Origin of the sequence: Burkholderia sp. SIMBA_062 (assembly GCF_046534765.1) — a bacterium.
In the GTDB taxonomy this organism is placed as follows: Bacteria; Pseudomonadota; Gammaproteobacteria; order Burkholderiales; family Burkholderiaceae; genus Burkholderia; species Burkholderia ambifaria.
This window is the reverse complement of sequence record NZ_JAWRYD010000664.1, coordinates 1-232: the sequence shown is the minus strand read 5'-3', so window position 1 is coordinate 232 and position 232 is coordinate 1. Positions and strand designations below refer to the sequence as shown.

General features: G+C 65.1%; 1 protein-coding gene. It reads left to right on the top strand.

Features of this window, described 5'->3' with window-relative positions; all coding sequences use genetic code 11:
* The coding region (locus SB786_RS37840; protein ID WP_410731787.1) for a MarC family protein at positions 1-232 on the top strand (232 nt) is incomplete at both ends.

Here is a 232-nt window from a genome sequence, read left to right as displayed (position 1 = left end):
CGCGTGGTCGGCGACCGGCAAGGCTTTCTTTCCGCTGACGATTCCGCTCACCACCGGTCCCGGCTCGATTGCCACGGCCATCGCGCTGAACGCGAACCGCACGCACAAGCTGTCGGCATGGCTGCTGTCGAGCATCGCGTCGGTGGCGATTTCGGTGCTCGTGATGGTCGTGATCTATTACGTCTACAGTCGCGCCGCGCGCCTCGCGCACTATCTGGGCGTGGAAGGCACG